The sequence below is a fragment of the Nocardia sp. NPDC051052 genome, assembly GCF_044456045.1.
Taxonomy (GTDB): Bacteria; Actinomycetota; Actinomycetes; order Mycobacteriales; family Mycobacteriaceae; genus Nocardia.
Genome location: NZ_JBITFL010000021.1, coordinates 68,614 through 83,472 on the forward strand (window position 1 = coordinate 68,614; position 14,859 = coordinate 83,472).

Here is a 14,859-nt window from a genome sequence, read left to right on the forward strand (position 1 = left end):
ATGCCTCGCAGGTACGAATACGGAATGGCGGTGGTGTAGGCCGGGCAGGTTTTCGGTGAGACGGAGGGATGAACTGTGGTCATTCGGGCGCGCGGTGCACGTTCGATTGTGGGGGTTTTCGCGTTGCTGGCGGGGCTGGTGTTGGCGGCGGGCCCGGTGCGGGCCGAGGGTTTGCCCGCAGGGTGTACCGGGGCGGTGACGCCGGGCAACGACACCATTACCTGTACCGACAATCTCCCGGCCGGAGTGGTGCTCGACGCGGGGGATGGCGACGACACGATCGTGATCGAGGGTGATGTGCTCGAGGGGGCGGTGGTGCTGGGTGGTGCGGGCAAGGACAAGATCTCGGCGCGCAATGTCGGCCGGTTCATTTGCCCGGCGGAGGGGATCGGCGCCAACGACGTGAACGGCGGCGTCCTCGACGGAGGTCCGGGCGACGACGAGATCACGGTCGGCGGGCAAGACCGTCCCGCCGCTTGCGACGCGGCCATCCCGAAGGGCCCGGGCGGCAATGTCGGGCGCCATGGCGCGGTCGTGGGTGGTGCGGGCAATGACGTGATCAAAGTCGGCAGCCTCGGCTACTTCTACCAACCGGACCCCGCCAAGCCGGAGACCACTGCGGGCGCCCACGGCGGCCGGGTGTCCGGCGACGAGGGCGACGACTCCATCACCATCGACACCGTCAGTCTCGGTGAGCGGCCACCCAGCGCCACCGCGCCGGACGCGCCCGATGCCGTGTTCGGCGGCGCGGGCAAGGACACCATCGCGATCCATCGAACCGTCGGCGCGGCCGACATCTACGGCGATGCCTTCGCGCCCATCGCGGACGCGGGCGGCGACACCATCACCGTGGACGAGATGACCGGTGGTTGGATACACGGCGGGCCCGGCGACGACACGATCACCGGCGGCACCCTCGGTGGCTCGGGCGCCGCGCTGTGGGGCGACGACGGCAACGACACCATCAAGGCCGGTGACATGTACCTCGGCGCCAGTGTGTTCGGTGGTGACGGCAACGACGTGCTCTCGGCAACCTCACTCAACAAGGACGGAAACTCCCGCGCGGCCACCGTGATCGGCGGCAACGGCGACGACAAGATCGACGTCGGCACCGTCGGCACCACCGACTCCGTCGTACTCGGCGACGGCAGCGATTTCGCCAGCGGCGCCGACCCCAACATCGGCACCGGCAAGGACACCATCACCGCAATCGCCAACAACGGCAGCATCTTCGGCGGCAACGACGACGACACCATCTCCATCGACGTGAACAACAACCTCGTCGACGGCAGCGCGGGCAAGAACACCTGCACCATCAAAGGCCAGGGGTCGAGAGGTTCCGTCACGGCCTGCGAACAGCAGTAGCGCGGGCAACAGATCGGTGCCAGCGCGGAACAGGCCGTCAGGGCGCGGGTTCGAACCAGGTCGGCTCGCCGGACAGCGCGTGTTCGATGCGCAGGAGATCGTGCTCGGGTAACTCCGGCAACGCGGCGACGTCGAACCAGGCGACCTCCAGCGATTCGTCGTCGTTGACCCGCGCCGTGCCGCCGACAGCCCGGCATCGGAAGGTGATGTCCATGAACTGGCAGATGTCGCCGTTCGGATAGGTGTGCGCGGGCATGGCGCGGACCAGGACGATGCGTTCGGCGACACAGTGAACGGCGGTCTCCTCGAACACCTCTCGCACCGCGCACGCCGCGGGCTGCTCGCCGGGTTCCGGCATCCCAGCGAGGATCGCCCAGTTGCCGGTGTCGGCGCGGCGGCCGAGCAGTAGTCGGCCGTCGTCATCGAAGACCACGGCGCCGACACCGGGCAGCCACAGCAGCTGCCGACCCGCGTCGGCCCGGATGGTTCGGATGAAGTCGGGAGTTGCCATGGCTACGACAGTAGGTGGTGGCCTGGTGGGAGATTGCCCAGATATCTGCGTGTGATTGCACAGAAATGCGATCGGTGATTATTTCGTTATAGGTAGCGTGTCGCGCTTGCTGTCCGATGAATGGTGCCGGAGCATGGCTAGCGGATCCGATGGAATCACAGACACCCGGTGTTCTCGAAATCCATTCACGGCTCGGTGATCTTTCCGCACCGAGTCGGCGGAGGTCGGAGGAACGCACCATGGCATCCATCGAAGAAGTTCGACATCGTGGCTCTGAACAGGGCAAATGGTTTCGTGTCATGACGATACTCGTCGTCGCGACCGCGGCGACGGGATCTCTGCTACTGTCCGCCGCGCCGGCTCCGGCCCGGCCGATCGGCCTGCCGGATATCGGAATTCCGGAAATTCCCGGCGAGGTCACCATTCCGGACATTCCCGATATCGATAATTCGGTCGCCGAGCGTGCCTTCAGCGCCGCACGCTCCAAACTCGGCGCACCCTACGGCAGTGGCGGGGCAGGTCCGGACGTCTTCGACTGCTCAGGATTGGTGCAATGGGCCTACCGGCGAGCGGGTCGCGACCTGCCGCGCACCAGCGGCGAACAACTCGCCACCGGCACCCCGGTGTCGCAGAGCGAACTGCGCGTCGGCGACCTCGTCTCGTTCTACGGCGGCGGTCACTCCGGTCTCTACGCGGGCAACGGCACCGTCATCCACGCCGGAACCGAAAGCACCGGAGTCGAACTCGCGCCGCTCTCGTCCATGCCGTTCGCGGGAGCGCGACGGATGTGAATCCGGTCGACAGCCGACGATTGAAGGCGATGGTCGCGGGTATGCCGCCGATAACGGGCTGTTACAGACTGGTCGGCAGGATATGCGGGCCGAGTCCGAAACGGCAACGGTCGAAAGGATGCCCCCGGCATCGTCAACGGTGACGAGCCGCTCGACGTCGAGCAGGCGCGACGGGAGCTATCGTGACGACCTGAGCTGAGCCCGTACATGTTTCGAAGTTGGCTAGGCGTTGCGGTAGCTGGATACCGTGCTCGCCCCTGCGAAAGGGGACACGGTTGTCCTTTCCGTTGCAAAATCCCGATGGCACGCTGCCCGAGCATGTCGCGGCCTCCTTGGGCTGGGATCCGTCCGAGCAAAGCCTGCTGGTCGATGTCGACGGCACGGTCACCCCGGGCAGCAGGATCGACTTGAACTCGGCGGCTTTACTTTTCGCGGGCGAGGTCCTGTTCGACGCGGTTTACCACGAGCAGCTGGTCTCGCGCGACGGATCGATCTCGCACAGCGGCGACAGCCCCACGGGTGACGGTGCCGGCGACAACGAGGTGATCACCGTCGACCTGGCGCATATGGCGCCGGAGGTGACGTCGGTGATCTTCCTCGTAACCTCCTACTCGGAACAGAGTTTCGCGCAGATCGAGAACGCGTACTTCCGTCTCGTCGACACCACGTCCGGCGCCGAGATCACCCGCTACGTGCTGAGCGGCGGGCCGCACACCGGCCTGGCGATGGGCAAACTCGTTCGCACACCGCAGTGTTGGTACTTCGTCGGGATCGGTGAAGGGATCTACGCGCATCATGTCGCCGAAGCGGTTCCGCAGATGGCGCGATTCCTGCCGTAGACCTCAAAGCGGTTGGTACCCAGCGCCGATCTCGCCGCGCGTGTTCAGGTCGTGCATGATGGAGGTGATGTTGGTACCGACCTCCGGGCCGAAGCAGCCGACGCCGAGATAGGCGTTCACCATGCCCACCAGCGTGCTGCCGACCACTACCGGCGCGCCGGAATCGCCCTTCATCACGCACATTTGGGTCCAGGTCTCGGTGGCGGTCGCGCGCACATCGCCCCACACCACGCCGCAGCTCGTCCCGCTGGTGCTGCCGCGTTTGCACACCACATTCGGGAACAGGGCGGGCCCGCCGAGGCCGGTGATGGTGGTGCCGCCGACCTGGTTCACCGGAGTCACCCGCGCCGAATCGAATTCGATGACCGCGTAGTCCAGGGTGTGATCGGAATAGACGAACCGCCCCGCCGTCGCACCGTCGGGATCGCCCTCCACCACGACGGTCGCGCCCGGCTCCCCGCAGTGTCCCGCGGTCAACCCGACCAGACGCTGCGCGCTGTCCCGGCCGATGGTGGTCAGCGTGCACCCGACGCGCGAGTCGACCAAGATGCCGGAACCACCGCCGATCGCGGGCGGGGTGCGGTCCGTTTGGGCTGCGGCGGTGGCGGTCCCGAGTAGTGCGGCGGCCGAAGCGGCGGCGAAGACGAGTGCGGTTCGTGACACGAGCATGACTCCTCTGGATCGATCTCCCGGCACCGGCTGGCCGGGTCTTTCGCGAGATTCCCGAGTCGAGCGTTTCCAAACAGGCTACGCCGCAATCGAATTCACCTAAGAGTTATCGATATCGAGCAGCAACCGCGCGCCAGCTGCGAAGGCCTCGGGGTCCTCCAGCTGCGGATAATGGCCGAGGCCAGGGAGTTCGACCACTGTAGCCGCCGGACGCAACGCCCGCAGTCCGTCCAGGACGGCCACCGTGGCTACCGGATCCGCAGTGCCCCACAGAAAGCCGAGCGGCTTATCCCAGTCGCGGACCGCGCCGTGCCAGCGATCGGCGTGCGTCACCCGTTCCGCGAGGTAGGCGGTGAGCAGGTGCGCGATCCGGTGGCCGCCGGCGTGCGACAGCAACTCCCACTGCGCCTCGGCCTCGCTCTTGGTCAGCGGGTGCGCTGCCGAAAACAGTTGCGCGAACTCGTGAGTGAAGACCGGCCGGTTCGCCAGCCGCGCCGCCACCGGCCCGAGCGGGCCGCGCAGAATCTTCTGAATCGGCCGCAGCGACGCCTTCTCCAGGATCACGCTGCCATTGCTCAGCACCGCGCGGTCGAGGGTGCAGGTCAACGCGCCGTCGATGTCCCTGGCGAGCAACTCGGTGGCGACAGAGGTGCCCATGTCGTGCGCCAGCAGCACGATCGAACCTGTCACGGTAGCGGCGACCGCCTCCTCGACGATGTCGGCCTGCTCGAACAGGCTGTAGTGATGCGGTCGCGGCTTCTCCGACAGCCCGAACCCGAGGAAGTCGATGGCGAGCCAAGCCCGGCCGCCGAGCCGTTCGACGACCTCGCGGAAGTCATATGAGCTGGACGGATAGCCGTGCAGCAGCACGACGGTCGGCCCGGCACCGGGCGCGGAGCGGACGAACACCGAGCCCGCCCGCGTGCGCAGCTGGCGCCCACCGTCGCGCCACTGCCGCACCCGCATCAGCTGATCAGTCCGCGTCTGGTCAGCAGCGGCTCGATCTCGGGCGCACGGCCGCGGAAGGCCGCGAAGGCGGCCAGCGGGTCCACCGACCCGCCGCGCGAGAGCAGTTCGCGCCGGAACGCCGTGCCCTTCTCCCGGATCGACGCGGCACCGTCGTCGAACCAATCCACCGTGTCCGCGTCCAGCACCTCGCTCCAGATGTAGGAGTAGTACCCCGCGGCGTAGTCGCCCGCGAAGATGTGCGCGAAGTAGCCGGTCCGGTACCGCGGCGGGATCGCCTCGATCGCGACGCCCGCCTTGCGCAGCGCCTCCTCCTCGAACGTCTCGGCGTCCGCCCCGGCCAGCGCCTCGGCTCCGGATACGCGATGCCACGCCCAGTCCAACAGCGCGGCGCCGAGGTACTCGACGGTCCGGAAGCCCTCGCCGAACCGTTCGGCCGCCGACATGCGTTCGACCAGGTCGGCGGGCATCTGCTCGCCGGTGTCGAGGTGCCTCGCGTAGTTCGCCAGCACCGCCGGATGCGACATCCACATCTCGTTCACCTGCGAGGGGAACTCGACGAAGTCGCGGGGCACCTCGGTTCCGGCGAAGAACGGGTACTGGACATCGGAGAACAGCCCGTGCAGCGCGTGCCCGAACTCGTGAAAGAGGGTCCTGACGTTGTCCCAGGTCAGCAGGGCCGGTTCACCGGTCGGCGGCTTCGCGATATTGAGGTTGTTCACCACCACCGGCCGGGCGTCCAGCAGCCGGGACTGGCTGACCAGCTCGTTCATCCAGGCGCCGCCGTGCTTAGCGGGCCGGGCGAAGAAGTCGCCGAGGAACAGGCCGAGTGCGCTGCCGTCGGAGTCGAGTACCTCGAAGACCCGGACCTCCGGGTGGTAGCCGACCAGGTCGTCGCGCTCGCGAAACGTGATGCCGTAGACCAGTTCGGCGGCGAAGAAGACGCCGTCGCGCAGCACCCGCTCGAGTTCGAAGTACGGGCGCAATGCGTCGGCGTCCACCGAGAACCGCTCGGCGCGCACCCGCTGGGACCAGAATTGCCAGTCCCAGGAGCGGAGTTCGTCGTCGCCCTGCCTCGTCGAAGCCAGTTCGGCCGCTTCACGTTCCGCGTTGGCGACCGCGGGCGGGACGAGACGCCCGAGCATCTCTTCGACCGCCTCGGGGGTCCGCGCGGTCTGATCGGCCACCGCGTATGCCGCGTGGTCGGGGTAGCCGAGCAATGCGGCGCGTTCGGCGCGCAGGGTGGCGATGCGGACGGCGAGGATGCCGTTGTCATGGTCCTCGGTCAGGCCGCGCCCCAGCGAGGCCGTCATCACTCGGCGGCGCACCTCCCGGTCGGCCAGCGAGGCGAGAACAGGCTGGTTGGAGACGTTCTGCAGACTCAGCGCCCAGGCATGCTCGCGGCCGACCGATCGGGCATTCTCGGCCGCGGCGGTCACCGCCGCGGGGCTGAGTCCGGCCAGTTCGTCCGCGTTGTCCAGGATCACCGTCGCGGCGTTTCTGGCGGCCACGTTGTTTTGCCCGAACTCGGTTGTCGCCGCGGCAATCTCGGTGTTGAGCTCGCGTAACCGGTCCTGGCCCTTGGCATCCAGTCCGGCACCGGCGCGGACGAACCGGAGGTGATACTGCTCGACCAGCCGCCGTTCCTCGGCATTCAGACCCAGCTCGGTGCGGCGCCGGTAGAGCGATTCGACCCTGGCGAAGAGCGCCGGATCGAGGTGGATGGCGTCCCGGTGCGCGGCCAACCTCGGGGACATCTCCGCCTCGATCGCGTCGGTGCCCGCGCTGGAATCCGACGACGAGATGTTGAAGAAGACATTGGACACCCTGGTCAGCAACGCACCCGACCGTTCGAGTGCCTCGACGGTATTGGCGACCGTCGGCTCGCCCTCCCCGGCGGTGATCGCGGCGACCTCAGCAAGCTGCTCCGCCATGCCGCGCTCGAACGCGGGCACATAGTGCTCCTCGCCGATCTCAGCGAACGGGGGCAACTGGTAGGGCAGCGCGCTGCGCTCGAAGAACGGGTTGCTCGTCATAACTGAACCCTATGCCGGATCGGCGTTCGGTCGCCGGTGGATGTGCGCATTGCCCCGCCGTAGTCGCTGGGACGCCCACGGTTCCAACATGTTTCGCGTCTACGGTGTCATCCGGCAATGGCCTGACTCCGGGGCAGCCTCACCTCAGCTCGACTGGCGAAGCGCCGGTTACGCCGCGTTGGTATGCGTGAACCTCCCGCGCCGGGCAAGCTCGGCCTGATTCACCCCGATCTCGACGCGGCGAAGATAGACGGTTTCGGCCAATGCCAGTACCAGTCGGATTCTCTGACGAACCAAACTCCCTGGTCAAAGCGCTGTTGCTGTATGGCTTATGCCATATTGCTGATATGTAATAGTGTCTGTTACCGTGCGTCACGGCAATGTACCGCTGACGACAGAGATCCGTGACTTGTCGAGTTGGCTGCCGATGTGCTGGCAAAAGGACATAGGGCTCGAACAGATAGCGGAGAAAGTCATGAAGAGTGCCTGGGTGTACGGCGTGGTATTCCTGGTTCTGGCCGTTACCGCGGTATTCATCGCGCGGTTGCGACTGAGCGAGATTCCGGACTTGGCGATCGGGCATTCGAGCGCGCCACCGGTGCTGGGGCGGCCGAGCGAGAAGGTCGTCGACTACGAGATCGACGGTCCGAGTGGAATGCCGGTGCGGCTGTCGTATCTGGACGAGCAGGGCAACGTCAAGGACGTCTCGACCGACCTGCCGTGGCGGACCTCGCTGCGCACCCACCGGCTGACGCTGTCGACGGGTGTGGTCGCGCAGTCGGAGGCCGACCAGGTCTCGTGCCGGATAGTCATCGATGGGCAGCCCCGTGATGCGCAGGTGTCGAACGGACGGTTCGCCGCGGTCAACTGCACGGTGCCGGTGTCATGAACGAGCGAATGACGCGCGCCTCGATCCGCACGCGCGAGGTGCTCGTCCGGATGCGCGCGGAGTTGTCGGTGCCGTTCGACCGGACGCTTGCCCGCCGCCGGTCCGGCCGACCGTTGGTGGCCCGGCTGCTCTATATGTTCTCGCTGCCGATCATCGCGGTGTGGTTGTTGGTCGCCGGTGGGCTCAATCTTTTTGTCCCCCAACTGGAGACCGTCGTCAACGGGCATGCCAAGTCTTTTCTGCCGGACGAGGCCTCCTCGGTGCAGGCGATCGTCAAGATGGGCAACTCCTTCGGCGGGGCGGGGACGAACAATTTCGTCTACGTGCTGCTCGAAGGGGACGCGCCGCTCGGCAATGACGCGCACCGCTATTACACGACGCTGCTCGATCGGCTGAGCAAGGACAAAACGCACGTCAACGCCGCGATGGACCTGTGGTCGAATCCGACCTTCGCCCCGGCGAGCGAGAGTTCCGACGGCAAAGTGTCGTATGTGCTGCTCAACCTGGCCGGAAATATGGGCACGGCGCTGGCCATGGAATCCACCCAGGCGGCCAGGGACATCATCGCCGACACCCCACCGCCACCCGGAATCGCGGTGCACCTGACGGGCCCGTCCGCGGTCGTCAACGATGAGCTCGTCGCGATCAACGATTCGATGCTGCTGCTCATCTTGGTGTGTGCCGGGCTGGTCGGTGTGGTTCTGCTCTGCGTCTATCGCTCGCCGATCACGGTGGCGATGCCGCTGCTGACCGTCGGGATGGGTCTGGCGGTGGCCCGGCCCGTGGTGGCCTACCTGGGCGACCACGAGGTGATCGGCGTCTCGATCTTCGCCTCCGCGTTGCTGGCGGTGATCGTGCTCGGTGCGGGGACGAATTACGGCATCTTCCTGCTCGGTCGCTATCAAGAGGCGCGGCGTGCGGGCGAGGATCCGGAAACGGCGTATTACACAGCGCTGCACGGTGTGCTGCACATCATCGTGGCGTCGGGCTTGACCGTCGCCGGCGCGACCGCCTGCATGTCCATCACCAGGCTCGCGATTTTCAGCACCTCCGGCTTGCCGTGCACGATCGCCGTAAGCGTCACTCTCGCAGCGGCATTGACGCTGGGGCCGGCGTTGCTGGCGCTCGGCAGCCGCCTCGGTTTTCTGGAGCCGCGTGCGCAGTCGTCGCAGCGTCGGTGGCGGCGGATCGCGACCGCCGTGGTCCGCTGGCCCGGGCCGGTACTAGTCGCCAGTCTTACTGTGCTCGTGCTGGCGATACTCGTGTTGCCGACCTTCCGGCCGAGTTTCAACGAACGCATCGCCCAGCCGAGCGATTCACCTGCCAACCTGGGCTTCGCCGCGGCCGACCGGCATTTGCCGCCGAACATCATGTCGCCGAGCATGTTCCTCGTCGAATCGGATCACGATCTGCGCAATCCCGCGGATCTGATCGCGCTCGCGAAACTGACCAACGCGGTGTTGCAAGTCCCCGGAGTCAGTGCGGTGCAGGGCATTACGCGTCCGCTGACCACGCCGCTCGAAGAGGGCACGCTGACCAATCAGGCAGGCTACATCGGCAATCGCTTCACCCAGTTGAAGAGCATGCTCGCCCCGCGCCTCGACGACCTGACCGGCCTCGCCGGGCAGATCGACCAGTTGAATCTCACGGTCAAAGGCGTGCAGGCCGCGCTCGACACCGGGGAGCAGGGGTTCGCTCAGGTGAACGGTAGTGCCGTCGCGTTGCAGTCGGCTGTCGGTGGTGTCGTCGAGAAACTGAACTCGCTGCGCGATACCGCCGGGCCCGCAAAGCAATTCGTTACTTCGATCCCGAACTGTCAAGATGTCCGTGCCTGCCAGGCCGCACTCACCGGCTTCTCGCTGTTCGACGATGTCGGACAGCTCGACAACACCGTCGACGGTCTCGTCAGCGGCGCTCGCGCTGCCTCGCAAGCACTTCCGCAGCTCGGTGCCCAAATCGCGAGCCTGCAGAGTTTCATCACGCAGGTGAACGGCGTCATCGCGCCGCTGCGGGGCACGCTGAATATTTTGCTTCCGCAGATATCGGAGATCACCCAGTTCCTCGACGAAGTCGGTAAGGGTTTCACCGCGGGCGATCCCAACGGATTCTTCTTCCTGCCGAGTCAAGCTTTCGACAGTCCACTGTTCAAAAGCGCTCTGCCGTTCTTCTTCTCGCCGGACGGCAAGGTGACGCGGATGGTGGTGACGCCGCAGATGGAGGGCTTCAGCCGGGACGCCATGGACCTCAGCGCCAAGATCATTCCGGCGTCGTTGCAGGCGATGAAAGGCACGTCGCTGGCCGGAAGCACGGTCAGCATCGGCGGTCCCGGCGGCACGCTGCTCAATATCGAGGCGTTCGCGCGGGAGGACTTCATCACCAGCGTGGTGGCCGCGTTCGCGTTCGTGTTCTGTGTGGTGCTGATTCTGCTGCGTAGCCTTGTCGCGGCTGTCGCGGTGATCAGCACCGTCGCCCTGTCGTATCTGTCCGCCCTGGGGCTGACTGTCCTTATCTGGCAACACCTTATCGGCAATCCGTTGCACTGGTCGGTGGCGCCGGTGTCGTTCATCTTCCTGGTCGCCGTTGGTGCGGACTACAACATGCTGTTGGTGAGCCGATTCAAGGAGGAGTTGGCGGCCGGGATCAAAACCGGAATCATCCGTTCGATGGTCAATACCGGTGGGGTAGTTACCACTGCGGGGCTTGTCTTCGGCGTGACGATGTTCGCGATGCTGGTGAGTTACGCGCACAACATCGCCCAAATCGGTACCACCGTCGGCATCGGACTGTTTCTCGACACGCTCATAGTTCGGTCATTCGTGGTGCCGGCCATCGCGGCGCTGTCCGGTCGCTGGTTCTGGTGGCCGATCAATATCCTGCGCAGTCGCGGTTGATTACGGTCAGCGCCGACTGGCGAGGTAGATCGTGTTGGTCGACTGGCCTCGGGTCAGCGGGTTGTCGAACGGCACCTGTTCGGCTTCGACGTCGGTGAAGACAGTTCCGAGGATCGACAGGAACTGATCGTCCGGGGCGTCGTCGGACCACAGGGCGAAAGTGCCGTGTGGGGCGAGATGTGCGGACAGCGCCCGCAGGCCGTCTTCGGTGTAGAAGGCGGTGTGCGGTTGGTGCAGGACGTGGCGTGGTGAGTGATCGATGTCGAGCAGGATCGCGTCGTAGGTTCGGCCCGGACTTTCCGGGTCGAACCCGGCCGTGCCCGCCGCCGCGGCGAAGAAGTCGGTGCATACCAGGTTGATTCGGCTGTCTGCGGCCAATCCGGCGGTGTCGGGCAGCAAGTCGCGGTTGTGCCAATCGATGACTGCGTCCGAGTATTCGACAACCGTGAGATTGCGAACCCGTTTGTCCCGCAACGCTTCGTGCGCGGTGTAGCCCAATCCCAAACCCCCGACGATCACGTCCAAGTCCTCGCCGCCGGTCCGCGCCAACCCCAACCGCGCGAGTTCACGCTCCGCAACAGTGAACAGACTCGACATGAGGTACTCGTCACCGAGCTTCACCTCATAAACGTCGACGCGCGCCGTCGGCTCGAACCGCCGCCGCAAACTGATCTCCCCCATCGCCGTCTGCTGCCAGCCCAGTTCCTCGAAGTGTGCGCTCATCGCAGTGACGATAGGCCCTATGGCAGGCCCGTTCGTACGACGGCACCTCTTTGGAGTCGGTCGACTGATCACGGGGAACTGGTGTTGGCATCGGCCGAGTGGGCCGTGACACCAGTTCCCCGTGATCAGTTGTCCAGCAATGCATTTCGGATGCGTTCAGCTCAATGCGCGCAGTTCGGTGGTTACGTCCGCGCCGGAGGGGGCGTGTTCGGGGTCCAGTAGCCATTGCATCATCAGGCCGGTCAGTAGGGCCAGTGGGACCGAGCCGCCCATTCCTTCGCGTCCCTCGCGCTGGCCTTTGGCGAGGTGGGCGCGCACCTCGGGGGAGCGCTCGGCCTGCACCATCGCCTCGAGCTGGGCTACCCACAGGGCGCGATGGGTGGTGAAGCTGTCGATCAGTGCTTGCCAGCGTTGCTCCGGCTTGTCGGCGGGGACCTGGGCGAGTTCGTCGCTGAGCTCGTCCACCGCTTGTACCAGAGCCTGAGTGAGTAGTGCGTCCCTGGAGCCGAAGTGGTAGCCGATCGCGGCATGACTTACGCCGGCCGCGGCGGCGATGTCGCGGACGGTGGTGCGCGCCCAGCCGCGTTCGATCAAGCACGCCTTCGCCCCGGCCAGCAGGTCCTCTCGGTTACCCATGCGTCACAGCATACCGAATGACTTGACCAAATGGTTTATCCATATGGATTGACCAAATGGGCAAAAGTTCGCTACTGTCGATCTCATGACGAAGTCGAAGGTCCTGATCTCCGGGGCGAGCGTTGCCGGACCCGCCCTTGCCTACTTCCTGCACCGCGATGGATACGAGGTGACCGTGGTCGAGCGCGCGCCGGTTCCCCGGGACAGCGGCTATGCCGTCGACTTCCGCGGCGCCGCGTTGGACGTCCTGGCGGAGATGGGCATTCTCGCCGCGATCCGCGAGCACGAGACGGAGATGCACGGCACCGCGCTGCTGGACGAGGCGGGTACCGAGATCGGGCAACTCCCCGCCGAGGCGTTCGCCGGTGAACTCGAAGTGCCGAAGCGGGTGCTGACCCGGATCCTGCACGAAATCACCGCGGCCAGTGTCGAATACGTATTCGGCGACTCGATTTCCGCCCTGACCGAGCACGAGTCCGGCGTCACGGTCGAGTTCGAGCACGGGCCTGCTCGCGAGTTCGATCTGGTGTTCGGCGCGGACGGGGTGTACTCGAAGGTTCGGCAACTGGCTTTCGGCCCGCATGACGAGATGGTCTGTCACCTAGGGCTTTCCGGTGCCGGATTCACCACTGCCAACTACCTCGGCCTCGACCACTCCGGACTGTTGCAGTCCGCGGGCAGCACGGCGATCTACCTCTTCAGTGCCGCCGACCGCGACCGGCTGACCGTCAGCCTCTCCTTCGCCACCGACTCGCCCGCCTTGGACCGGCGCGATCGGGCGGAGCAGGAGCGCGCAGTGCGTGCGGCATTCGCCGGGAATGGTTGGCAGGCACCGCATCTGCTCGAGGCGATGACCGCTGCCGATGATTTCTACTTCAGCTCGTCCTGCCAGGTCGGCCTCGATCGTTGGTCATGCGGCCGGGTCGCACTCCTCGGCGACGCCGGATACTGCGCGGCGCCGACCAGTGGTGCGGGCACCTCGCAGGCGTTGATCGGGGCCCGGACGCTGGCCAGGGCATTGGCTGACGCGGACGGCGACTACCCGAGCGCGTTCACCGCGTACGAGACGGAACTGCGTCCATATGTCGCCGAGAATCAGAGCAATGGCCGAGCGGCCGCCGCGATGTTCGGCGGTGAGGCATCGGCCGAAGGTGTTGACAGGCAATAATTTTCAGCCGGTCGAGGTACACCACCGACTACGGGAGGAGTCCGATCGGACTCCTCCCGTGTGGTCGTCAGTGCGGCAGTTCCATGCCCTGAGCGAGCAGCGGCCAGGAATTGTGCAGTGCCTCTTCCCAATACGGCCAGTAGTGGGTGCCGACGGGGTTGAACTGGTAGGTCGCCGGGATCTTCAGCGAGTCCAGCCGGCTCTTGAGGTTGTTCGTGCATCCGTTGACGGCGGCCTCGATGATCACACCCAGGCTGAGGTTGACCGCGCCGGAGGGGCCGGGCGAGCTACCGAGGTAGTACTTGACGTCGTCCAGCATCGGGATGCCGCTGCCGCTGGAGACGTAGAGCAGGGTGCCGCGCAGCTTCTCCGCGTTGATCACCGGGTCGTTCTCGGCCCACAGCGGGCTGTTGTCGGGGCCGTACATGTTCTCGGTGTTGCCACCCGCCCAGGTCTCGGTGGCGAGTTTCACGAACTGCTTACCCGCCGGGTCGGCGATCTGCGCGCAGCCGCTGTAGGCGGCGACGGTCTTGAACAGGCCGGGCTTGGCCTCGGCCAGCTGCAACACCGAGGTGCCTGACGTCGACAGACCGGTCAACGCGTTGAGCCCGGTGGACTGCAGCGTCTTGTCCAGCAGCGGCGGCAGCTCCTCGGTGAAGAAGGTCTTCCACTTGTTCACGCCGAGTGCCGGGTCGGCCTTGAGCCAGTCGGTGTAGTAGCTGCCTCGGCCGCCAACCGGCTGGATGACGTTGACCGACTTGTCGGACAGCCACTCCAGCGCCTTGGTCTGCGCCTGCCAGCTCGCGGTGCCCTCACCGCCGTCGAGGCCGTTGAGCATGTAGAGGTTCGGCGCGGGCTTGGACTCGTCGGCCGGACGCTGCACGTCGACCGCGACGTCGGTGCCCATCGCGGCGGAATAAACCTTGAGGTGCCAGGTGCGCCCGTCCTTGGTGATGGAGGAGACGGCCGACGGTTTCTGCGGCTCAGCCGAGGCGGTTCCGCCGAGCAGGCTGACCGACAGCGTGGCGGCGAGCGCGAGAACGGTGGTTCGCAAGGCTGCGGTGCTGCGTAGTGCGGAAAGCTTCATCGAACATGCATCTATCTAGTACTCCCTATCGGCTGTGCTTCGACCGGCGCGGGCCGCCCCAATCCCCACACACTCCGTCTTCCGGCGAGGCGAATCTGTTACACAACAGTGCCGTTCAGTGACTGTACCCACGTCGGACTGGCCGGGTGTCGAGGGTCTCGACGGTGGCTCGATCGAGCAGGCTCGTGGTGAGCGGATGGTCTCGACGAGCGTACGTAGAGCGGTGTGAAAGGTTCTGACTGAATTTAGGGGAGTGCAGTACCCATCGGATTGACCGGCGTAATCAAA

13 protein-coding genes are annotated in these 14,859 nt (G+C 65.8%); 6 read left to right on the top strand and 7 right to left on the bottom strand.

The genetic code is table 11. From position 1 onward, the window contains the following. Positions 1–75 precede the first annotated feature (75 nt). Complete coding sequence (locus tag ACIBCN_RS42090; protein WP_396998171.1) at positions 76–1,365, top strand: calcium-binding protein; 1,290 nt, start codon at positions 76–78, stop codon at positions 1,363–1,365. A gap of 37 nt (positions 1,366–1,402) precedes the next feature. On the opposite strand, the gene ACIBCN_RS42095 is transcribed toward ACIBCN_RS42090, so the two are convergent. Then, a complete protein-coding gene (locus tag ACIBCN_RS42095; RefSeq protein ID WP_396998173.1) occupies positions 1,403–1,876 on the bottom strand; it encodes an NUDIX hydrolase in 474 nt (157 codons plus the stop codon). Between the two features lie 299 nt (positions 1,877–2,175). Here ACIBCN_RS42095 and ACIBCN_RS42100 point away from each other — a divergent pair, with 299 nt between their 5' ends. Together ACIBCN_RS42100 and ACIBCN_RS42105 are read left to right on the top strand one after the other, a co-directional pair. After that, complete coding sequence (locus tag ACIBCN_RS42100) at positions 2,176–2,667, top strand: C40 family peptidase (protein ID WP_396998175.1); 492 nt, start codon at positions 2,176–2,178, stop codon at positions 2,665–2,667. Between the two features lie 218 nt (positions 2,668–2,885). After that, on the top strand, positions 2,886–3,506 hold the full coding sequence (locus tag ACIBCN_RS42105) for a TerD family protein (RefSeq protein ID WP_396998176.1): 621 nt from the start codon (positions 2,886–2,888) through the stop codon (positions 3,504–3,506). A 3-nt stretch (positions 3,507–3,509) separates the two neighbouring features. Here ACIBCN_RS42105 and ACIBCN_RS42110 read toward each other — a convergent pair whose 3' ends face one another. The 3 genes from ACIBCN_RS42110 to ACIBCN_RS42120 all read right to left on the bottom strand — a co-directional run bounded on the left by ACIBCN_RS42110 (position 3,510) and on the right by ACIBCN_RS42120 (position 7,177). After that, positions 3,510–4,175 carry a serine protease gene (locus ACIBCN_RS42110; RefSeq protein ID WP_396998178.1) on the bottom strand — a complete coding sequence of 222 codons (666 nt, stop codon included), beginning with the start codon at positions 4,173–4,175 and terminating at the stop codon, positions 3,510–3,512. 99 nt (positions 4,176–4,274) lie between these two features. Next, positions 4,275–5,141 carry an alpha/beta fold hydrolase gene (locus ACIBCN_RS42115; RefSeq protein WP_396998180.1) on the bottom strand — a complete coding sequence of 289 codons (867 nt, stop codon included), beginning with the start codon at positions 5,139–5,141 and terminating at the stop codon, positions 4,275–4,277. Then, positions 5,141–7,177 (bottom strand): M3 family metallopeptidase, encoded by a 2,037-nt coding sequence (locus ACIBCN_RS42120; protein WP_396998182.1) that lies wholly within the window; start codon positions 7,175–7,177, stop codon positions 5,141–5,143. Before ACIBCN_RS42120 ends, ACIBCN_RS42115 begins: the two co-directional genes overlap by 1 nt. Before the next feature lie 475 nt (positions 7,178–7,652). Between ACIBCN_RS42120 and ACIBCN_RS42125 the strand changes: the two genes are divergently transcribed. Together ACIBCN_RS42125 and ACIBCN_RS42130 are read left to right on the top strand one after the other, a co-directional pair. Next, on the top strand, positions 7,653–8,066 hold the full coding sequence (locus ACIBCN_RS42125) for an MmpS family transport accessory protein (RefSeq protein WP_396998184.1): 414 nt from the start codon (positions 7,653–7,655) through the stop codon (positions 8,064–8,066). A gap of 50 nt (positions 8,067–8,116) precedes the next feature. Further along, positions 8,117–10,957, top strand: coding sequence for an RND family transporter (locus ACIBCN_RS42130; protein ID WP_396998228.1), 2,841 nt, complete (start codon positions 8,117–8,119; stop codon positions 10,955–10,957). A 6-nt stretch (positions 10,958–10,963) separates the two neighbouring features. Here the strand turns inward: ACIBCN_RS42130 and ACIBCN_RS42135 are convergent, their stop codons facing one another. Both ACIBCN_RS42135 and ACIBCN_RS42140 read right to left on the bottom strand, forming a co-directional pair. Continuing rightward, positions 10,964–11,680 (bottom strand): spermidine synthase, encoded by a 717-nt coding sequence (locus tag ACIBCN_RS42135; RefSeq protein ID WP_396998185.1) that lies wholly within the window; start codon positions 11,678–11,680, stop codon positions 10,964–10,966. Between the two features lie 156 nt (positions 11,681–11,836). Further along, the gene (locus ACIBCN_RS42140; protein ID WP_396998187.1) at positions 11,837–12,316 is read right to left on the bottom strand and encodes a TetR/AcrR family transcriptional regulator; all 480 of its coding nucleotides are present in this window, start codon (positions 12,314–12,316) and stop codon (positions 11,837–11,839) included. An 85-nt stretch (positions 12,317–12,401) separates the two neighbouring features. On the opposite strand from ACIBCN_RS42140, the gene ACIBCN_RS42145 reads away from it, so the two are divergent. Next, positions 12,402–13,484 (top strand): FAD-dependent monooxygenase, encoded by a 1,083-nt coding sequence (locus ACIBCN_RS42145; RefSeq protein ID WP_396998189.1) that lies wholly within the window; start codon positions 12,402–12,404, stop codon positions 13,482–13,484. 67 nt (positions 13,485–13,551) lie between these two features. Here the strand turns inward: ACIBCN_RS42145 and ACIBCN_RS42150 are convergent, their stop codons facing one another. Beyond that, positions 13,552–14,571: an alpha/beta hydrolase gene (locus tag ACIBCN_RS42150; protein ID WP_396998191.1), complete on the bottom strand. Its 1,020-nt coding sequence runs from the start codon at positions 14,569–14,571 to the stop codon at positions 13,552–13,554. Positions 14,572–14,859: the final 288 nt, after the last annotated feature.

Excerpts from the sequence above, each read along its gene's own strand:
- ACIBCN_RS42110 (WP_396998178.1), bottom strand. The coding sequence starts at position 4,175 with ATGCTCGTGTCACGAACCGCACTCGTCTTCGCCGCCGCTTCGGCCGCC.
- ACIBCN_RS42095 (WP_396998173.1), bottom strand. The coding sequence starts at position 1,876 with ATGGCAACTCCCGACTTCATCCGAACCATCCGGGCCGACGCGGGTCGG.
- ACIBCN_RS42120 (WP_396998182.1), bottom strand. The coding sequence starts at position 7,177 with ATGACGAGCAACCCGTTCTTCGAGCGCAGCGCGCTGCCCTACCAGTTG.
- ACIBCN_RS42100 (WP_396998175.1), top strand. The coding sequence starts at position 2,176 with ATGACGATACTCGTCGTCGCGACCGCGGCGACGGGATCTCTGCTACTG.
- ACIBCN_RS42145 (WP_396998189.1), top strand. The coding sequence starts at position 12,402 with ATGACGAAGTCGAAGGTCCTGATCTCCGGGGCGAGCGTTGCCGGACCC.
- ACIBCN_RS42125 (WP_396998184.1), top strand. The coding sequence starts at position 7,653 with ATGAAGAGTGCCTGGGTGTACGGCGTGGTATTCCTGGTTCTGGCCGTT.
- ACIBCN_RS42130 (WP_396998228.1), top strand. The coding sequence starts at position 8,117 with ATGCGCGCGGAGTTGTCGGTGCCGTTCGACCGGACGCTTGCCCGCCGC.
- ACIBCN_RS42115 (WP_396998180.1), bottom strand. The coding sequence starts at position 5,141 with ATGCGGGTGCGGCAGTGGCGCGACGGTGGGCGCCAGCTGCGCACGCGG.
- ACIBCN_RS42150 (WP_396998191.1), bottom strand. The coding sequence starts at position 14,571 with ATGAAGCTTTCCGCACTACGCAGCACCGCAGCCTTGCGAACCACCGTT.
- ACIBCN_RS42140 (WP_396998187.1), bottom strand. The coding sequence starts at position 12,316 with ATGGGTAACCGAGAGGACCTGCTGGCCGGGGCGAAGGCGTGCTTGATC.
- ACIBCN_RS42135 (WP_396998185.1), bottom strand. The coding sequence starts at position 11,680 with ATGAGCGCACACTTCGAGGAACTGGGCTGGCAGCAGACGGCGATGGGG.